This window comes from Pseudomonas sp. Van50 (assembly GCF_055390755.1).
Map to the genome: position 1 here is coordinate 5,876,052 of NZ_AP024343.1, position 15,545 is coordinate 5,891,596.

The following is a 15,545-nucleotide window of genomic DNA, read 5'->3' on the forward strand; positions in this document are numbered from 1 at the left end:
CATCCACTTAACAAGGAACGTCACCATGCAAACCACCGCTCAAATCCAGTCCGCCACCAAACCTTTCCTGGGCGAAGAGAACGTCATTTTCACCGACAAGGCGCCACTGCCACTGGGCACCTACTCCCAGGGCATCAAGGTCAGCCACGGGCAGACCATCTACCTGTCGGCACAGACCCCGGTCTCGGCGCTGAACAACGAAGTACTGGCCAAGGATTTCGAAGGCCAACTGCGCCAGACCCTCGACAACCTGGTGCAAATGGCCGAAGCGGCGGGCGGCACCCTGGCGAACGTGGTCAAGGTCACGGCGTTCATCACTGACTTGAGTGAGTTCCCGACCCTCAACCGCGTCATGGAAGAGTACTTCACCAAGCCCTATCCGGCCCGCACCACCGCCGGCGCCAGCGCGCTGGCCCGCAATACCCTGGTTGCCATCGACGCCATCATGGTGATCTGAAACACCTTCTGTCAGCAGAGTGCCCGTCGGTCCGGTGAGCCGGATCGACGCTGGCAAGGAAAGCACCAGCACAGCGTACTTTCAGAGGGTGACCATGAAAAATTCGTACAGAGAGTATGTATTGCAGTGCCTGGTTTGCGATCGAAGCTACCAGCCCCATGAGGTCAGCTACTACTGCCCTCATTGCAACATCGACGGTGCCCTGGACGCGCTTTACGATTACCCGACGCTCAAGCGCGAATGGTCCCGGGACAGCCTGGCCCATGACCACGCCCGTGGCATGTGGCGCTATGACCGCTTGATGCCGTTGAGCTCGACGCAGTTCATTCCACCGTTACTGGTGGGCAATACGCCGCTGTACTCGCGCCCGGAACTGCTCGGCAAAGGTGCCCGGATCAAAGTCTTCGTAAAAGACGAATCGCGGCAACCGACCGGGTCATTGAAGGATCGCGCCAGCGCCCTGGCCGTGGCCCACGCCATGCAGTCCGGTGCACGCACCGTGGCGGTGGCCAGCACCGGCAATGCCGCTTCGGCATTGGCCGGAATGAGCGCCAGCCTGGGCTTGCACAACGTCATTTACCTGCCCAAGAGCGCACCCCGCGAAAAGCTCGCGCAGATGCAAGGCTACGGCGCGGAGATCGTGCTGGTCGACGGGCAATACGACGAAGCCTTCGAACAATGCCTCAACGCTTGCGAAAAACATGGTTGGTACAACCGCACCACCGGGATCAACTCGTACATGAGCGAAGGCAAGAAGACCGTCGCCTTCGAGATGTGCGAACAACTCAACTGGCAGGTGCCGGACCTGGTGTTCGTGCCCGTCGGCAACGGCTGCATCCTGGGCTCGGTCTACAAAGGCTTTTTCGACTTGCTGCAATTGGGCTGGATCGAACGTATCCCACGCCTGATCGGCGTGCAGGCCGAGCACAGCAACTTCATGTACCGCGCCTGGCGCCACGACCGCTCGATGCAGCAAACCGAACGCCTGCCGCCCACCAGCCTGGCCAGCAGCATCAACGTGGCGCTGCCGCGTGATCGTCTCAAGGCCATGCGCGCGGTGACCGCCAGCGACGGCGAGTTCATTTGCGTCAGCGACCCGAGCATTGTCGCCGCCGCTTCCCGATTGGCCGCCAGCACCGGTGTGTTTCCGGAAGCCGGCGCCGCCAGCGCCTTCGCCGGCCTGCTCAAGTACGCAGAAACGCACCCCGACACACCGCAAACCGCCGTGATCCTGATCACCGGCAGCGGTTTGAAAGACACCTCCATTTTTCTATCCGATTCGTCCAAAAGCCAGCCACGGGTGTTGCCACATCACGTGACTGCGCCACCGGCCGAAGCGCTTATCTAAGGAATCCACACCATGAGCCTGCAAAATTTCGATCCCGCCATTGCCCGCCTGATCGACCGCGAGCGCAATCGCCAGGAAACCCACCTGGAGCTGATCGCTTCGGAAAACTACGTCAGCGAAGAAGTGCTCCAGGCCCAAGGCTCCGTGCTCACCAACAAGTACGCCGAAGGCTATCCCGGCAAGCGTTACTACGGCGGCTGCAAGGTCGTCGATGAGATCGAGAACCTGGCCATCGAACGCGCTCGCAAGTTGTTCAACTGCGAATACGTCAATGTGCAGCCGCACTCCGGCTCCCAGGCCAACCAGGCGGTTTTCCTGGCGGTACTTGAACCCGGCGACACGATCCTGGGCATGTCCCTGGCCCACGGCGGCCACCTGACCCACGGCGCCTCGGTCAATTTTTCCGGCAAGCTCTACCGAGCCTTTTCCTATGGCCTGGACACGGAAACCGAAACCCTCGACTACGAAGAAATGGAAGCCCTGGCCCGGGAACACCGGCCGAAAATGATCATCGCCGGGGCCTCGGCCTATTCGCGGACCCTCGACTTCCAGCGCTTTCGCAAGATCTGCGATGAAGTCGGCGCCTACCTGATGGTGGACATGGCGCACTACGCCGGGTTGATCGCTGCCGGCGTGTACCCCTCGCCGGTGGGCATCGCCGACTTCATCACCTCCACCACCCACAAAACCCTGCGCGGCCCCCGCGGCGGCTTGATCCTGGCCAAGGCGCAATACGCCGCCCTGCTCGACAAGACGATTTTCCCGGTGTACCAGGGCGGCCCGCTGATGCATGTCATTGCCGCCAAGGCCGTGGCCTTCAACGAAGCCCTGGGCGACGGGTTCAAGCATTACCAGCAGCGGGTGATCGACAACGCCCGGGTCATGGCCGATGTGCTGACCCGGCGCGGGTTGCGGGTGGTGTCCGGCGGTACCGACTGCCATATGTTCCTGCTCGATCTGCGCTCGATGAACATCACCGGCAAAGACGCCGAGGCGTTGCTGGAAAGCGCCCACATCACCTTGAACAAAAACGCGATCCCCAATGATCCGCAAAAACCGGCGGTCACCAGTGGCATTCGCATCGGCACCCCAGCGCTGACCACTCGTGGCTTTGGTGAAGCGGAATGTGCCGAAGTGGCGAATCTGATCGCCGACCTGCTGGAACAACCGGACAACGCCGCACGCCTGGATAACACCCGACGCCGGGTGATGCATTTGTGTGAATGCTTTCCGGTGTACCTGCTGAGGTAATTGTAGCTGTGGGAGCAAAGCTTGCTCGCGATGAACGATGACTCGATTAGCCTGAACAATCGCGGCGTCTGCATCGCGGGCAAGCCTTGCTCCCACAGCTAGGCTGCTTCACTGCTACCCATTGCTTCCTTTTGATTTTCAGCGGTACAGCAGGCGCTCTGCCAACTCATCGGCCACCCGCGCCGGTGAGCGCTTCTCCGCCTGGGCGTGGGCGAAGACTTCCGTGAGCCGGGCGCCGATCTTCGACAAATGTGCGGTGATCGTCGACAGTTCTTCGCCGCGATGCTTCAGCGCGACATAGATCAACCCGCCGGAGTTGATCACGTAGTCCGGCGCATAAAGAATCCCGCGCCTTTCCAACTGGTCGGCCACCTGCAGGCTGCTCAACTGATTGTGGGCCGAGCCGGCAACGGCCGAGCAGCGCAGTTGCGCCACGCTGTGGCTGTTGAGCACCCCACCCAGGCCGCAGGGGGCGAGGATGTCGCAGGGGGTGCTGAGCAGGGCGTCGTTGGCGATCGGATGGGCGCCCAGTTGCTCCATGGCCAGTTGCACCTTGCCAGGGTCAATGTCGCTGACCAGCAGTTCGGCACCCGCCGCGTGCAGTTGTTCGGCCAGGGCATAACCGACATTGCCCAGGCCCTGGATCGCCACCCGCAGGCTTTCGAGGTTATCGCTCCCCAGGCGGGCCATGGCGGTGGCACGAATGCCGGCAAAAACGCCCATTGCCGCGTGGGGCGCGGGGTCTCCCGAGGCCGTGGTGCTGGTGACATGGCGGGTCTGCTGGGCGATGCAATCCATGTCGGCCACCGATGTGCCGCTGTCGATGGCCGTGATGTAGCGTCCGTCCAATTGCTCGATGCAACGACCAAAGGCTTCGAACAGCGCCGCCCGACTCTCGACATGGGCCGGACGCATGATCACCGCAACCCCGCCGCCCACGGGCAAGCCGGCCAGCGCCGCCTTGTAGCTCATGCCTTGAGCCAGGCGCACGGCGTCTGCCACGGCACTTTCGTCGTCGGGGTAGGCAAGATAACGACAGCCCCCCAGGGCTGGCCCGGGACGGCTGCAATGAATAGCAATCACCGCCTTCAACCCGGTCGTCGGGTCTACGCTTAGGTGCAGCGATTCAAGGCGGGAGCTTTGCATGAGAGCAAACATCGTAAGGCTCCCGAATCACTTTTGTTTGTTTCGCCAGTATAGGCGTGCAGTCGAAAATTGCTGGAGCACGCCGGAATAAGTCGCCAGGGCGGTCAGTCTTTTTCGGCATAACCTGTGACAGCGGCTGTTCGAGACTGGACGAAAATCCATGGCAGGGCTAAAACGGGAGCATAGCCCGGAGAGTTCGATGAAACCGCGCCAAGCCTTTTTTGACTGTCTGCACCGCTCACCACCGGCGCTGTTCGAAGCGGCGTTGTGGATCGCTGCCGAACATGATCGCGACGTCGACGTCCCGGCCTTGCTGAAGGATTTCAAGGAGCTGCAACAGCGGGTCAGCCATGGCCTGCCGATGCTGCCTGTCAGCGAGCTGGGCCAGCCCTTGTTGCGACGGCTCAATGACCTGGGTTTCGCCCAAGACGACTTCACTCCCCTGCGACCACGCGCGGCGTTGCTGGACCAAGTCCTGGCACGCAAGCGCGGGCAGCCCCTGGCCCTCGGGTTGATTGCCCTGGAACTGGCCCGTGGCCTGGAAATTCCGATGGTCGGTGTCAATTTCCCCGGGCATTTCCTGTTGAAGGTGCCCGGCGCCGATCACCTGCTCGATCCGTGCGGTGGGCGCCGGTTGTACCCCAATGACTGCCGGGAACTGCTACAGCGCCAATACGGAGCGAACATGCTGCTCAAGGCGGAACACCTGGTCAACGCCGAGCCGATGCAGATGCTGCAGCGCCTGTCGCGCAACCTGCGCCAACTGCATCTGGCGAACGACGATTACATCGCGGCCCTGATCGACGCCGAACGGGTGCTGGAACTGGGCAACGCCAGCGCCGCCGATTACCTGGCCCGCGCCAGCCTGTATCAGCGACTCGATTGCCCCAACGCCGAACGCTTCGACCTGGAGCATGCCCTGATGCTCAGCGACGATCCGATCCAGCGAATCCGACTGACTGAGCGGCTGGGGCATTTGCCGCCGAATTCGGTGGTGCATTGAGCCGGTGGACTTTGTTCCGGAGCGATGACAGCCCTGTGGCGAGGGAGCTTGCTCCCGCTCGGTTGCGCAGCAACCGCCAAAAAGCTTGGGGCCGCTTCGCGTCCCAGCGGGAGCAAGCTCCCTCGCCACAAGATCACTTGGTCGTCAGACCCGTGTGAGCCCTCAGGGGGTATCCGGCTGCTTCGCCGGATGCGCCTGTTGGAACGCTGGATGCCCAGCCGCCAACGCCGAGACCCGACGAATTCGTGGATACGCTTGCAAAGACACATTGAACCGCTCGGCCGCGTACAACTGCGGGATCAAGAACACATCCGCCAACCCCGGCAGCGCGCCGAAGCAGTAGCCGTCGTCGCCAATCAACTGCTCCACCGCCGCCAGGCCCTGGCTGATCCAATGCCCGATCCACTCTGTCACCTGCGCTTCATCGTGGCCCCACTGCCGCAGCTGGTTGAGCACGCTGACGTTGTGCAGGGGATGAATGTCGCAACCGATCAATGCGGCGACCCCACGCTCGTGGGCGCGCACCGCCAGGTCGGCGCTGAGCAGCGGCACCTGGGGATAACGCTCCTCCAGGTATTCGATGATGGCCGGCGATTGCACCAGCAACGCGCCCTCATCGGTACGCAGCGCCGGCACCCGGCCCTGGGGGTTGATCGCCAGGTAGGCCGGCTGGCGATGCTCGCCCCCAGGCGCAGCGATCAGGTTGACGGGCAAGGCCTGGTAATCCAGGCCCTTGAGCGCCAACGCAATGCGCACCCGATAGGACGAGGTGGAGCGGTAGTAGGTATAGAGTTCCATGCACTCCCCCCCTCAACGCGCCGGCAGGATCTTGCCCCGGCACTCGCCAAAACCGATAGAGGCGAAACCCTCGCGGCGGCAACGGGCCCGCAAGATGATTTCGTCACCGTCCTCGAGGAATCGGCGCACTTCGCCAGACGCCAGTTCGATCGGTTTCTTACCGCCCTCGGTGATTTCCAGCAGGCTGCCGAATTGATGGTTTTCAGGCCCCGACAAGGTGCCCGAGCCAAACAGGTCGCCGGCCTGCAACTGGCAGCCGTTGACGCTGTGGTGCGCGACCATTTGCGCCACGGTCCAGTACATGTACCGGGTGTTGCTCAGGGTCAGGCGCTGGGCCGGCAGGTTCTGCTCGACCATGGCCTCGGTCAGCAACAGGACCTCCAGCTCGATGTCGAAGGCACCGCCGGCCTGGTCCCGCGTGTCCAGCAGATACGGCAGCGGTTGCGGATCGCCTTCCGGACGGGCCGGTTGCGGGCGGCGGAACGGCTCCAGGGCCTCAGCCGTGACCACCCATGGCGAAATGCTGGTCAGGAAACTCTTCGACAGAAACGGCCCCAGGGGCTGGTATTCCCAGGCCTGGATATCCCGGGCCGACCAGTCGTTGAGCAGGCAGAACCCGCCAATGTGCTCGGCGGCATCGCCAATGGGGATCGGTTCGCCCAGCGCATTGCCCTTGCCGATCCAGATGCCCAGCTCCAGCTCATAGTCCAGCCGCGCACACGGGCCGAAGGTCGGCTCGGTCTGGCCGGCCGGCAGGGTCTGGCCCTTGGGACGGCGCACGTCGGTGCCGGACGGGCGAATGGTCGAAGCGCGACCGTGGTAACCGATGGGCACGTATTTGTAGTTGGGCAGCAATGGATTGTCGGGGCGAAACAGCTTGCCGACATTCTGCGCGTGTTCGATACCCACGTAGAAATCGGTGTAATCGTTGATCCTGGCCGGCAGGTGCATCTGGCAGTCGGCGGCGAGGAGCAGCAACTTCGCCTCCAGCGCTTCGACCTTGCCGCGCAACGGACTGTCTTCGCGCAACAGTTCCAGCAGTCGTTCACGCAGGGCAACCCGGGCGCTGCGGCCCAGGTCGAAAAAACCATTCAACTGGCCGCCGGCCATGGCTTCGACGGCTTGTTGCGCCGCGCCATCAAACAAGCCCGCTTGCAGCGCCACCTGCAGATCGAAAATCCGCTCGCCAATCGCCACGCCGCAGCGCAAGGCACCGCCATCGACGCTGAAGACACCCAATGGCAGGTTCTGCAACGGGAAGTCGGCGTGGCCGTTGGCACTGGCGACCCAGCTACGGGCAGGGGAACTTTGAGTCATGGTTATCTCCGGGTCGGGTCGAACGTGACAGGCAGCGAGGCCCAACAAGCATCGTAGTCGGTTTGCAGTTGCGGACAGTCCAGGGCGAAACGGCTTGGGCGCAAGACCTGGCTGGTCTCGAACATGAAGGCCATGGTGTTGTCGATTTTCGCCGGCTGAAGATCAGCGTTGATCGCCTTGGTGCAGGTCTCGCCGTCCGGGCCATGGGCGCTCATGCAACTGTGCAAGGACGTACCGCCCGGCAGGAAACCTTCGGCCTTGGCATCGTAGGCGCCCTGGATCAGGCCCATGAATTCGTTCATCAGGTTGCGGTGGAACCACGGCGGACGGAAGGTGTTTTCCGCCACCATCCAACGGGGCGGGAAAATCACGAAATCGAGGTTGGCCAAGCCGTGGACGCTGGTGGGCGAGGTCAGCACGGTGAAAATCGACGGATCCGGGTGATCGAAGCTGACCGTGCCAATCGTGTTGAAACGGCGCAGGTCATACTTGTACGGCACGTTGTTGCCGTGCCAGGCCACCACGTCAAGAGGCGAATGATCCAGCTCGCAACCCCACAGCTCACCGAGGAATTTCTGCACCAGGGTGGTCGGTTGCGCGAGGTTTTCGTAACGGGCGACCGGCGTCAGGAAGTCCCGCGGGTTCGCCAAACCGTTGCTGCCGATGGGCCCCAGGTCCGGCAGGCGCAGCGGCGCGCCATGGTTTTCGGCGAGGTAACCCCGGGCCTGCGGGTCGAGCAGTTCAACGCGAAATTTCAGGCCCCGGGGCAGCACGGCGATTTCCAGCGGGGCCAGTTCCAGTACGCCCAGTTCGGTGGCGATCCGCAGCCGTCCCAGTTGCGGCACGATCAACCACTCACCGTCGGCATTGAAAAACACCCGCTCCATGGAGCGGTTGGCCCGGTAGTGATAAAGGCTGACGCCGGCTGGCTTGTCCGCGCCGGCATTGGCCGCCATGCACACCAGCCCGTCGAGGAAATCGGTGGGCTCGGCGGGAATGTCCAGCGGGTTCCAGCGCAGGCGATTGGGCGTGACCTCACCCAGCGGGCCACCCGCCAATTGCCGTTCGAGCCTGGTGAAGGCCGGGTGATTGGCCGACGGCCGGATGCGATACATCCAGGTACGCCGCGCTTCGCTGCGGGCCATGGTGAACGCCGTGCCAGAAAACAACTCGGCGTAGAGACCGTACGGGGCTTTCTGCGGGGAGTTCTGGCCGATGGGCAAGGCGCCGGGCAAGGCTTCGCTGGCAAATTCGTTGCCCAAGCCTGACTGGTAAGCCAGGTCCGACATGGTGGAATCGAGGTTCATGGAGCCTCCTGGGACTGCGGCCTGTCACTCAATGGAGTGGTTGAGGCGCACCGGGTTATTTTTATCGTAATTCAATTACGCATAACGTAATTTGCTCGACAGCGACCGTCAAGCTATAAAGACGCCCATTCGCCTCTGGACCCTGCGCCTCCATGGAAACCCCGCTCAGCAACGGTAAACAGAAAGTCCGCTCGGCCGAAGTCGGCACCGACATTCTCAAGGCCCTGGCCGAACTCTCCCCCTCCACGTCCCTGTCGCGCCTGGCCGAGCACGTGCAGATGCCGGCGAGCAAGGTCCATCGCTACTTGCAGGCCTTGATCGCCAGCGGGTTCGCCGAGCAGAACACCGCCACCAACCACTACGGCCTGGGCCGCGAGGCCCTGCGCGTGGGCCTGGCCGCGTTGAACGGCATGGACGTGCTGCAAGTGGCCGCCCTGCCCCTGGCCGAGTTGCGCGATGACTTGAACGAAACCTGCTTCCTGGCGGTGTGGGGCAACCATGGCGCGACCGTGGTGCGTATCGAACCCGCCGTGCGGGCCGTGACCGTGGTGACGCAACTGGGCTCGGTGTTGCCGCTGCTCAGCTCGTCCACGGGGCTGGTGTTCAGCGCCTATCTGCCAGCGCGCGAGACGATCGGCCTGCGCGAGCAGGAAGTGCGAGACACCGAGCACCACGCCCTGGCCGATGATCGCGCCTATGCCACCCTGTGCGAGCAGATTCGCCGCCGTGGCCTGCACCATGTGCACGGTTTGCTGATGCCGGGCGTGGACGCCTTGTCCGCCCCGGTCTTCAATGCGGTCGGCGAAGTAAAGGCTGTGATGACCGTCGTCGGCCCGACCTCGCTGTTCCACGCCGACGAAAACGGCCCGGCGGCGCAACGACTGTTGGCGGCGACCCGGGCCGTGAGTTGGCGGATGGGGTATGAGGCGGGTCCAGGATCAGCCCAGGAAATCCGGGACAATCCTGATCACTAGATCATTGAGATGCGGGATGATCAGTTGCGGATGGAGGTGGCGCTCTTCGCCGCTGAAGCCGACGGTATAAATGCCTTGCTGGCTGCCCTTCGAATGGAAGGGAATCACATCGTTCTTGAAATGACCCAGTAGATACTCAACCAGCCTCTCGGAAGACAACACCATGCGCCTGCCGAGGCCATGGTCAATAAAACTGGTCACATACACGCCCTCTGGATAGATGTTGGGTGCATGAACTTTCAAAGCCCCATGAACATCCTCGGCGGTCAATGGCCTGAGGGGGTGCGGGGATAAATCGATTGCAGGTTTTTCCGTCAAACTTGCAACGATGTCTATGACGATTTTTTCAAAGGCGATCAAGTCCAGGGTCTTTAGCCGATCTTCGGCAGCAAAGGAATAACGCCTGCTGAACACATTACTGATTCCTTGTGTATAGGTTGGCAGACTTTGCTTTTCAACCCAGGCCAGCGTTTCCTCGAATAACGTTCGAGAAATTCCTGTTTCGAGTTTGGGGAAGTCCATCAACGTGTTCACATAGGCCGTGAATGGGTTGACGTCCAATGGCTCCAGGTAATGATCCAATAGCACCTGCACGGCAAAATCCACGCGCGTGTTTTTCAGTGCTAGCAGTCTTTCGGAGTGAGAAGAAAACAACGGGGTATTCATAAGACATCCTTGTCATTTCATGGGCTCGAACTTCCTGTTCAAGCCGTTATGGGGGGTGCGCGATGCAACAACATGGCATCCGGTCAACTGAAGCGGCAACTTGAGAGTTGAACTTCAGTCAGGCCGTTATACACAGACCAGCGCCCGACTGTAAAAAAGGCAAGTGTAAGCGTGCGTTAGGGATGGTCTGAAGTAGCCATGTATTCTGGCTGCCTTCAGCCTCCGCCGATTTAAAAAATGGTGAGTCGATCAAAAACTACTGTTGGTCGAGTTGTGCGCATTGATCAGCCTAGCGAACTGACGCAGAATCGTGGTCTCGTACAGCGCCTCTTCCATCGCTGGGTCTGGCTCATCGGAAAACTCGGCGGGTGGCGTCAGGCTATTCTGCCAAATGCAGGACGCCTTCTTCAGAGTTTTCTAAAGGATTTTTTGTTCCACTTAAAAATTGGCGTAACTATGAAGAGCGGAGTAGGATTCACCCATACAGCGTCAACTGCACAAAATCAATAAATCAAACAACACTAATAGCAAAGATTAAAACATAGCCAAAAGGAACCCATGAATAAAATATTTCTGACATCAACGCTACTATTTTCACTAAGCGCACTTGGCCAAGAGCTCCCTCTAGACACGTCAATCAAAGACCTCCCCCCCTCCTTGGCAATTAAAGTCAACAAGGAAATACAGCTAGAAGTTTTTCGCGATAAATATAATGTGTATCGCCACACAATAGAAAGCTCATCCACAGACCCCAGAGGCTTTATTATTAGCTGCGACCACCTGCAGCGCCTCAAAGAAAATACAACCTTACTGCACATCTCAAACGTACAACAATCAGTACTACCCATGCTAAATAATGCCAACGAAAGATGGAATGAATACTACCTTGATTTTTACTTCTCTTCTGACGAAATCCCCAAGAGTGATAATTGCGTTTTACAAATCTCTTCCAAAAGGGAACTACCGCCCTCTACCGTAGGCGAGGCGCTGAATTATACCGATGGTTATTTTTCTTTTATCGACAGCGATCCATATGCCGACCTTGATGATGAAACCGCACAACAAATCATCTTGAAGAAAATTGCCAATCTAATCGAAAACAACTCATACAAAGAGTCACTCCTGTATTTTTCCATGCTTGAGCGCCGTCAACAGGATCTGCCCGAGGACTTTTACTATTACTATGCCAAATCACTGAAAATGTCTGGCGAGTCAAAAAAAGCAATGATCTACCTTAAGAAATACCTCGCAAAATACGGCAAGACAGGAAAGTATTATGAACGGACCACTCAACTAATATCCGAGATGTAGCAACTATGTTGATGCATAAATATTCCACTTCACTTTTAGCGGCTATCGTGCTGACCACACACGTTCAGATAGCCAGCGCCGCAACCCCTGTGTATGGAGAGGCTCAGATAGTTGGAGAAAAAGATCTCAACTTAGCGAGAAGGAATGCCGCATACCCTAGCCAAAGCGCCATCGAGAACGCCATAAGCTCATACGGATGTGTGAAAATCGCCACTGAAAAACAGGCCCCAGACTGCAAACAGAACCGCAGAGGCTATTGGTTCTGTAAAGGTGTCACATACGCTTGGTGCGCAACAAATGAATCAACAAAAGAACTAAAGCAACCCGCCACTAAAGTTTCTTTAGCAGATCAAATCAAGGAAGCAGATGAAAACTCCGAAGAGACCACTGCGAAATCCGCACAGAAAAAAAGCTTAGCCGAACATTTCAAAGAAGTGGAACAGAGCGATGCTGACCGCTCAGCAGCTTTAGAACGTAAGTTTGAAAAGCTAGACGCCGCAACCTCTGAAGAGACACCTCAACCGAGCTTCACCAAACTCAATAAACTTAACCCTAGCGAGATCGGCACGAAACCAGAGTCCAGAGAATGGAACAGCATAGGGGAAGCAATTGTTCAGGGAGAGATTCAAAAAAAAGAGAACGAACAATTGGCCAAAGATAAACAAACAAAATCCGAACATGACAAAGCCAAAACAACCGAAGCCCGAAACGACTGCATTAACTTAAAATCTCAACAAGATCAATGCATTATCAACTTGTGCGGCCAAGAAATCACAACAAAAAAAATATGCACTGAATTCAGCAAAAAATACAACCCATCCAACAACACTCCAAAAAAAGGAGAGGCGAGCATAATCATCCCACAAATAAGCACCTGTATAAAATATGAAGAAAACCCAAATTTTCAAGAGCGCGAAAAGTGCCTATCAACAATAAAAAACACTTCAAGCTGTGGCATTGACAAAATCACCGACATTGACAGTTGCATCTCCAAACGCATCAAAAACTAACTTAGACCTATAACAACCTCCTATACAAAAAAGAGCAAGGCGAGAGCAGCTATTATCCTAGCCAACGCTTACAACCCAACCCTAAACAATGTTTTGCACACCAACTTCAACCCAAAATCCTTCAAGTTAGCTTTAGGCAATCCTTCTATTATAGAACCAAATAAAAAGCCCATAGTCCAACTTGAAACATGAATTACGCCTTCACTAAGGATGGCCGAAAAAAGCTCCCCTCCAAAAGATAAAGCCCAGTAACCTAGCAGGTTACAGACCTTTCACTTCTTAACATGCGGTTTTTTTCAGAGCTTCCTTAGGTTTCAAATCACTCATTGCCGCTACCCCATCACCCCCATGCCCTTGGCTTTTGCCACCGCCTGGGTACGTCGTTGCACACCCAACTTGCTGTGGATGCGACGCGCATGGGTTTTCACCGTGTGCAACGAGATGAACAACTGTTCGGCAATCTGCTGGTTTGAATGCCCTTGGGCAATCAGCTCCAGGACCTCCAGCTCGCGATGACTGAGCAAGGTGTCCTCGGCGGTGACAGGCGACTCGGCCTGTTCTGCCGATTGGCCCCAGCGCAACAGTTCGGGCTGGCGCAAGCGCAGTTCGCACAACGCTTGCTGGGCCCGCCAGCACGTGACTCGCTTGAGCCCCTCTTGCAGCAGTGCGCGGGCCTGGGCACGATCGCCGGACAACCAGACGACCTCCGTCAGCACCAGGTGCAGTTCGGCTTCCAGGCTGTGCATTTCACCGTGCTGCGCCTGGGCGATCATGGCCTGCAGGCGCGCCTGTGGCGCCTGCGCCCGCTGCAAGTAGACTTCGGCCAGCACCAGCAGGTATTCAAGTCGCGCAATCAGTTCCAGGGTCGCGGGAGGCGCGTGCTTGGCCTGGGGTCCGCGAAAATGCCGCAAGACGCGGGTCAAGGCTTCATGGGCCAGTTCCGCCCGCCCCTGTTGCAACCAGAACTGGCAGCTGGTTTGCAACAACACGCCACGGTAAACGGTGTCGGGAATGTGGCGCTGCTGCATGACCCGCTCGGCATCGCGCAGGTGCATGAAGGCCTCGCCGTAGTCGCCCTGGTTGGCAGCCAGGCAGGCCTTGCCGAGAAAGCCATAGAGCACCTGTTTGTCCTGGCTGTGCAGGCCCGTTTCCAAGCCTGTTTGAAAGTGCTCGGCGGCCCGTTCCTCAAACCCCATGCGCAACGCCAGGCGCCCGCGCCGCAAGGCAATCCGTCCCAACAGCGCAGAAAAGTCCTGGCCCGGTTTATCCAGCAGTGCCTGGACAGCGGCCAGCAAATGATCGGCCCGATGCGGCGCGCCGCGTTGCTCCAGGACCTGGGCGTGGTCCAGTTCCAGCAATCCTTCAAAGACCAGCGAACCCTGCGCACGCGCCAGGCATAACGCCTGGCGGTTGATCCATTGGGCCGAGGCCAGTTCGCCGGCCAGCAGCGCCTGCTGCGTCAGCCCACCCAGGCACAGCACCCGTTGGGACCAGGCCTCGGGGTCCAGGCTGGCCTGGGCCTGGAGGAAATGTTCACGCGCCGGTTCGCCATCGCCCGAGAGGTGCAGCAACCAGCCGCGCAAAACCAGCCACCTGGCCAGCACCTGTCGCTGCCGACAGGCCGAAGGCTGCGGCAGAAACCTGGCCAGTTGCTCGATGCATGTCGACGCCTCATCGAAGCGTCCGGCGAACAACAGCGCGGCGGTGACCAGCCCCACCGACTGCGGCGTATCAAGGGTCAGCGCTTCGCCTTGTTGATCGTGCAAGCTCAGCAACAGCACCACGTTACGGCGCTGCAAGACGTGCTCGAAACTCAAATGCTGCAAGAAACTGACCGCGGTCTCGAACTCCTCGGCCAACATGGCTTGCTCGAACGCCATTTGCCAGTCCTGCTCGGCGGCAAACCACTGGCAGGCCCGGCGATGCCAGGAGCGCCCCTGGGACCAGGGCTCTTCGCGCACCAACCGGGCCAGGGCCGGGAAGATTTGCAACCAATCCGAGGTCTGCTCCCACGGCTCGATGAAACACCCCAACTCCAGCAACAACGGCAGGCATTGGGCGCCCACCGTGTCGCCGAACAAGTGCTCGCACAGCCGGGCATTGAACCGCGGCAGATGCGCCAGCACGCGCCAGGCCTGTGCCAGGTCTGGGGTCAGCGTGCTGAACAGTTCGTACTCCAGGTAGTCGAGCAAGGTCCCCGGCCGCCCCGGTGTCGCATGACTGCGCGCCCATTCGCAGCGCTCGAGCAGGGTGATGCGCACACCGGCACACCAGCCACCATTGCGCTGAATCACCTCGCGAGCCGTGCGGGCAGCCTGGGGGCCGGGCAGATGACGAAGCAGTGGCTGGACATCATCAGGGGTGAAGAACAACGCCTGCGGATCAAACTCGTGCAGTTCGTCATCGAGCAACAGTCGCGGCCAGTTGCAGTGGGGGCGGCGGCGGCCATTCAACCACAGGTGCAATGCCGGGCTGCTGGTGTTCAACAAACGGTCGAGCAGTTGGTCCAGCTCGGGATTCGGCACCCGGCAATAGTCGTCCAGGAATAACCAGGTGGGGGTTTGCAAACGCGCCAGGTGGGCCAACAAACCCGCTTCGTCCAGCATCGGCAGCCCGAGGGTCTGCGCCAGGTGCTCGCACATTTGCACCGCGCTTAACGCCACGCCCCCCAAAGGCAACCAATGCAGCCGACAGTCGCTGGGCGCTTGCAGGAAGCACTCGGCGAACAACGCACTCTTGCCGCTGCCCGCCGGCGCACAGAGCAGTTTGACCCGCGCCTCGGAAGCCAGCAGCGGCTCGCTCAGGGACCGCCGCGGCAGATGTGTCGAGGACAGGCGAGGCAGCAATCCTGGACGGTCCGGACACGGAGTCATGGCGGTCATGTGGGTGATCCTGTTTATTGTTATCTCACCACCCTAGTCCTGTGTCGCCGACCTTTGGAGAAGTATTCAGCGCGC

At 59.3% G+C, this 15,545-nt stretch carries 13 protein-coding genes; 7 read left to right on the plus strand and 6 right to left on the minus strand.

What is annotated here, in order from left to right:
• The first annotated feature begins 25 nt into the window (after nucleotides 1–25).
• The 3 genes from ACZ5M5_RS25300 to glyA all read left to right on the plus strand — a co-directional run bounded on the left by ACZ5M5_RS25300 (nucleotide 26) and on the right by glyA (nucleotide 3,056).
• Nucleotides 26–457, plus strand: coding sequence for a Rid family detoxifying hydrolase (locus ACZ5M5_RS25300; protein WP_060740714.1), 432 nt, complete (start codon nucleotides 26–28; stop codon nucleotides 455–457).
• Between the two features lie 94 nt (nucleotides 458–551).
• Entirely contained in the window at nucleotides 552–1,805 is a 1,254-nt protein-coding gene (gene thrC, locus ACZ5M5_RS25305; RefSeq protein WP_060740713.1) for a threonine synthase, read from the plus strand.
• Nucleotides 1,806–1,817: 12 nt separating this feature from the next.
• Nucleotides 1,818–3,056 carry a serine hydroxymethyltransferase gene (gene glyA, locus ACZ5M5_RS25310; RefSeq protein ID WP_060740712.1) on the plus strand — a complete coding sequence of 413 codons (1,239 nt, stop codon included), beginning with the start codon at nucleotides 1,818–1,820 and terminating at the stop codon, nucleotides 3,054–3,056.
• Nucleotides 3,057–3,194: 138 nt separating this feature from the next.
• Here glyA and ACZ5M5_RS25315 read toward each other — a convergent pair whose 3' ends face one another.
• The gene (locus ACZ5M5_RS25315) at nucleotides 3,195–4,214 is read right to left on the minus strand and encodes a Glu/Leu/Phe/Val dehydrogenase family protein (RefSeq protein ID WP_060740711.1); all 1,020 of its coding nucleotides are present in this window, start codon (nucleotides 4,212–4,214) and stop codon (nucleotides 3,195–3,197) included.
• A gap of 187 nt (nucleotides 4,215–4,401) precedes the next feature.
• On the opposite strand from ACZ5M5_RS25315, the gene ACZ5M5_RS25320 reads away from it, so the two are divergent.
• Nucleotides 4,402–5,205 carry a SirB1 family protein gene (locus tag ACZ5M5_RS25320; protein WP_060740710.1) on the plus strand — a complete coding sequence of 268 codons (804 nt, stop codon included), beginning with the start codon at nucleotides 4,402–4,404 and terminating at the stop codon, nucleotides 5,203–5,205.
• Between the two features lie 162 nt (nucleotides 5,206–5,367).
• On the opposite strand, the gene maiA is transcribed toward ACZ5M5_RS25320, so the two are convergent.
• From maiA to hmgA, 3 genes are read right to left on the minus strand one after another with little or no spacing between them, the layout of a single operon-like run.
• On the minus strand, nucleotides 5,368–6,003 hold the full coding sequence (gene maiA, locus ACZ5M5_RS25325) for a maleylacetoacetate isomerase (protein ID WP_103309548.1): 636 nt from the start codon (nucleotides 6,001–6,003) through the stop codon (nucleotides 5,368–5,370).
• 12 nt (nucleotides 6,004–6,015) lie between these two features.
• Nucleotides 6,016–7,320, minus strand: a complete 1,305-nt coding sequence (gene fahA / locus ACZ5M5_RS25330; RefSeq protein ID WP_103309547.1) for a fumarylacetoacetase — start codon at nucleotides 7,318–7,320, stop codon at nucleotides 6,016–6,018.
• Nucleotides 7,321–7,322: 2 nt separating this feature from the next.
• Nucleotides 7,323–8,627 (minus strand): homogentisate 1,2-dioxygenase, encoded by a 1,305-nt coding sequence (hmgA, locus tag ACZ5M5_RS25335; protein WP_060740707.1) that lies wholly within the window; start codon nucleotides 8,625–8,627, stop codon nucleotides 7,323–7,325.
• Nucleotides 8,628–8,779: 152 nt separating this feature from the next.
• Here hmgA and ACZ5M5_RS25340 point away from each other — a divergent pair, with 152 nt between their 5' ends.
• A complete protein-coding gene (locus ACZ5M5_RS25340) occupies nucleotides 8,780–9,601 on the plus strand; it encodes an IclR family transcriptional regulator (protein WP_060740706.1) in 822 nt (273 codons plus the stop codon).
• Here the strand turns inward: ACZ5M5_RS25340 and ACZ5M5_RS25345 are convergent.
• Nucleotides 9,566–10,267, minus strand: coding sequence for a hypothetical protein (locus tag ACZ5M5_RS25345; protein ID WP_464738137.1), 702 nt, complete (start codon nucleotides 10,265–10,267; stop codon nucleotides 9,566–9,568). The genes ACZ5M5_RS25340 and ACZ5M5_RS25345 overlap by 36 nt on opposite strands.
• Before the next feature lie 558 nt (nucleotides 10,268–10,825).
• On the opposite strand from ACZ5M5_RS25345, the gene ACZ5M5_RS25350 reads away from it, so the two are divergent.
• Both ACZ5M5_RS25350 and ACZ5M5_RS25355 read left to right on the plus strand, forming a co-directional pair.
• Nucleotides 10,826–11,578: a hypothetical protein gene (locus tag ACZ5M5_RS25350; protein WP_060740704.1), complete on the plus strand. Its 753-nt coding sequence runs from the start codon at nucleotides 10,826–10,828 to the stop codon at nucleotides 11,576–11,578.
• A gap of 5 nt (nucleotides 11,579–11,583) precedes the next feature.
• Nucleotides 11,584–12,588: a hypothetical protein gene (locus ACZ5M5_RS25355; protein ID WP_060740703.1), complete on the plus strand. Its 1,005-nt coding sequence runs from the start codon at nucleotides 11,584–11,586 to the stop codon at nucleotides 12,586–12,588.
• A gap of 332 nt (nucleotides 12,589–12,920) precedes the next feature.
• On the opposite strand, the gene ACZ5M5_RS25360 is transcribed toward ACZ5M5_RS25355, so the two are convergent.
• Nucleotides 12,921–15,470 carry a helix-turn-helix transcriptional regulator gene (locus ACZ5M5_RS25360; RefSeq protein ID WP_464738138.1) on the minus strand — a complete coding sequence of 850 codons (2,550 nt, stop codon included), beginning with the start codon at nucleotides 15,468–15,470 and terminating at the stop codon, nucleotides 12,921–12,923.
• Nucleotides 15,471–15,545 lie beyond the last annotated feature (75 nt).

Bases quoted from the DNA above. Each gene is read 5' to 3' on its own strand.
- ACZ5M5_RS25345 (WP_464738137.1), bottom strand. From the start codon at position 10,267: ATGAATACCCCGTTGTTTTCTTCTCACTCCGAAAGACTGCTAGCACTG.
- ACZ5M5_RS25355 (WP_060740703.1), top strand. From the start codon at position 11,584: ATGTTGATGCATAAATATTCCACTTCACTTTTAGCGGCTATCGTGCTG.
- ACZ5M5_RS25340 (WP_060740706.1), top strand. From the start codon at position 8,780: ATGGAAACCCCGCTCAGCAACGGTAAACAGAAAGTCCGCTCGGCCGAA.
- ACZ5M5_RS25315 (WP_060740711.1), bottom strand. From the start codon at position 4,214: ATGTTTGCTCTCATGCAAAGCTCCCGCCTTGAATCGCTGCACCTAAGC.
- ACZ5M5_RS25360 (WP_464738138.1), bottom strand. From the start codon at position 15,470: ATGACCGCCATGACTCCGTGTCCGGACCGTCCAGGATTGCTGCCTCGC.
- ACZ5M5_RS25320 (WP_060740710.1), top strand. From the start codon at position 4,402: ATGAAACCGCGCCAAGCCTTTTTTGACTGTCTGCACCGCTCACCACCG.
- maiA (WP_103309548.1), bottom strand. From the start codon at position 6,003: ATGGAACTCTATACCTACTACCGCTCCACCTCGTCCTATCGGGTGCGC.
- fahA (WP_103309547.1), bottom strand. From the start codon at position 7,320: ATGACTCAAAGTTCCCCTGCCCGTAGCTGGGTCGCCAGTGCCAACGGC.
- thrC (WP_060740713.1), top strand. From the start codon at position 552: ATGAAAAATTCGTACAGAGAGTATGTATTGCAGTGCCTGGTTTGCGAT.
- ACZ5M5_RS25300 (WP_060740714.1), top strand. From the start codon at position 26: ATGCAAACCACCGCTCAAATCCAGTCCGCCACCAAACCTTTCCTGGGC.
- ACZ5M5_RS25350 (WP_060740704.1), top strand. From the start codon at position 10,826: ATGAATAAAATATTTCTGACATCAACGCTACTATTTTCACTAAGCGCA.
- glyA (WP_060740712.1), top strand. From the start codon at position 1,818: ATGAGCCTGCAAAATTTCGATCCCGCCATTGCCCGCCTGATCGACCGC.
- hmgA (WP_060740707.1), bottom strand. From the start codon at position 8,627: ATGAACCTCGATTCCACCATGTCGGACCTGGCTTACCAGTCAGGCTTG.